At 55.0% G+C, this 2,675-nt stretch carries 1 protein-coding gene; it reads left to right on the plus strand.

Features of this window, described 5'->3' with window-relative positions; all coding sequences use genetic code 11:
- Positions 1–2,519, plus strand: a 2,519-nt coding sequence (gene cyaA, locus ACRCWW_RS21620) for a class I adenylate cyclase (RefSeq protein WP_438684238.1), incomplete at its 5' end; no start/stop codon positions are given.
- Positions 2,520–2,675: the final 156 nt, after the last annotated feature.

A 2,675-nucleotide genomic window follows, 5' to 3' on the forward strand; every position in this document is an offset into this window, starting at 1 on the left:
AGAGACTGGATGCCATCAATCAATTGCGTGTGGATCGCGCGCTTGCTGCCATGGGGCCCGCTTTTCAGCAGGTCTACAGTCTTCTGCCGACATTGCTTCACTACCATCATCCGCTGATGCCGGGTTACCTCGACGGTAACGTACCCAAAGGCATTTGCCTCTACACGCCTGATGAAACTCAACGCCACTACCTCGACGAACTCGAACTCCATCGCGGCATGCCGCCGCAGGCCACTGCAAAGGGTGAACTGCCGATAACCGGCGTTTACTCGATGGGAAGCACCTCGTCTGTGGGTCAAAGCTGTTCCTCCGATCTCGACATCTGGGTTTGTCACCAGGCCTGGCTGGATAACGAAGAGCGCCAGCTGTTGCAGCGTAAATGCAGCCTGCTTGAAAGCTGGGCGGCGTCGCTGGGCGTGGAAGTGAGCTTTTTCCTGATCGACGAAAACCGTTTCCGTCATAACGAAAGCGGCAGTCTGGGTGGTGAAGACTGCGGTTCTACGCAGCACATTTTGCTGCTCGATGAATTTTATCGCACCGCGGTGCGCCTCGCCGGGAAACGTATTCTGTGGAATATGGTGCCGTGCGAAGAAGAAGAGCATTACGACGATTACGTCATGAAGCTCTATGCGCAAGGCGTGCTGACGCCGAACGAATGGCTGGACTTAGGCGGATTGAGCTCGCTCTCCGCAGAAGAGTACTTCGGTTCCAGCCTGTGGCAGCTCTATAAAAGCATTGATTCACCGTACAAAGCGGTGCTGAAGACCCTGCTGCTCGAAGCCTATTCCTGGGAATATCCCAACACGCGCCTTCTGGCCAAAGACATTAAGCAGCGCTTACATGACGGCGAGATAGTCTCTTTCGGCCTCGACCCGTACTGCATGATGCTTGAGCGCGTCACAGATTATCTGCTGGCGATTGATGACACCACGCGTCTGGATCTGGTGCGTCGATGTTTCTATTTAAAAGTCTGCGAAAAACTCAGCCGTGAGCGCGCCTGTGTGGGCTGGCGTCGTGAAGTCGTCGGGCAGTTAGTGAAAGAGTGGGGCTGGAGCGAAGAACGTCTGGCGATGCTCGATAACCGTGCTAACTGGAAAATCGATGAAGTGCGTAAAGCGCACAACGAACTGCTCGATGCGATGATGCAGAGCTACCGTAATCTGATTCGCTTCGCGCGCCGCAATAATCTGAGTGTTTCCGCAAGCCCGCAGGATATCGGTGTTCTGACCCGTAAACTGTACGCCGCGTTTGAAGCGCTGCCGGGTAAAGTCACGCTGGTAAACCCGCAAATCTCCCCGGATCTTTCCGAGCCGAACCTGACCTTTATCCATGTGCCGCCGGGCCGAGCCAACCGTACAGGCTGGTATCTCTACAACCGCGCACCGAACATGGAATCCATCGTCAGCCATCAGCCGCTGGAATATAACCGTTATCTTAATAAGCTGGTGGCCTGGGCCTGGTTCAACGGCCTGCTGACTTCACGCACCCGCCTGTTTATTAAGGGCAACGGCGTTGCCGACCTGGCAAAACTGCAGGAAATGGTAGCCGATGTGTCGCATCACTTCCCGCTGCGTTTACCTGCGCCTACGCCGAAAGCGCTCTACAGCCCGTGCGAGATTCGCCACCTGGCGATTATCGTCAATCTTGAATATGACCCGACGGCGGCGTTCCGCAATCAGGTTGTGCATTTCGATTTCCGTAAGCTTGATGTCTTCAGCTTCGGCGAAGAGCAAAACTGCCTGGTGGGCAGCGTCGATCTGCTTTATCGCAACTCGTGGAATGAAGTGCGTACGCTGCACTTTAACGGCGAGCAGGCGATGATCGAAGCGCTGAAAACCATTCTGGGCAAAATGCACCAGGACGCCGCGCCGCCAGATAGCGTCGAAGTCTTCTGCTACAGCCAGCACCTGCGTGGGCTGATTCGTACTCGTGTGCAGCAACTGGTTTCTGAGTGTATTGATTTGCGCCTCTCAAGTACCCGTCAGGAAACCGGGCGCTTCAAAGCGCTGCGCGTGGCGGGGCAAACCTGGGGTCTGTTCTTCGAACGTCTGAATGTGTCAGTGCAGAAGCTGGAAAACGCGATTGAGTTTTATGGTGCCATCTCCCACAACAAGCTGCATGGCTTGTCAGTGCAGGTGGAAACCAACCATGTGAAACTGCCGTCTGTTGTGGATGGGTTTGCCAGCGAAGGGATCATTCAGTTCTTCTTTGAAGACACCAGCGATGATAACGGCTTCAACATCTACATTCTGGATGAGAGCAACCGGGCGGAGGTTTATCACCACTGCGAAGGCAGTAAAGAAGAGCTGGTGCGAGACGTCAGCCGCTTCTACTCCTCGTCGCATGACCGCTTTACCTACGGCTCAAGCTTTATCAACTTCAACCTGCCGCAGTTCTATCAGATAGTGAAGACGGACAACCGCGCGCAGGTCATTCCTTTCCGCACCCAGGCCATTGCCTCCGTTGCGCCTGCCAATCAGGACGCTGCGGCACCGCTTTTACAGCAGTATTTCTCTTAAGCGTCGGGTGGCGGCTTCGCCTGACCCGACCTTGTATTATCCCCCACGTGCAGAAAGAGCCGGCCAGTTCTTTCTGCCTGCAGTCCGGACGCCGTACCTGACCTTAGATTCTCAAATCTGTGGCGTAGATAATTCGCGCCGGACTGCACTTCTCCA

Source organism: Scandinavium sp., assembly GCF_051650185.1.
In the GTDB taxonomy this organism is placed as follows: domain Bacteria; phylum Pseudomonadota; class Gammaproteobacteria; order Enterobacterales; family Enterobacteriaceae; genus Scandinavium.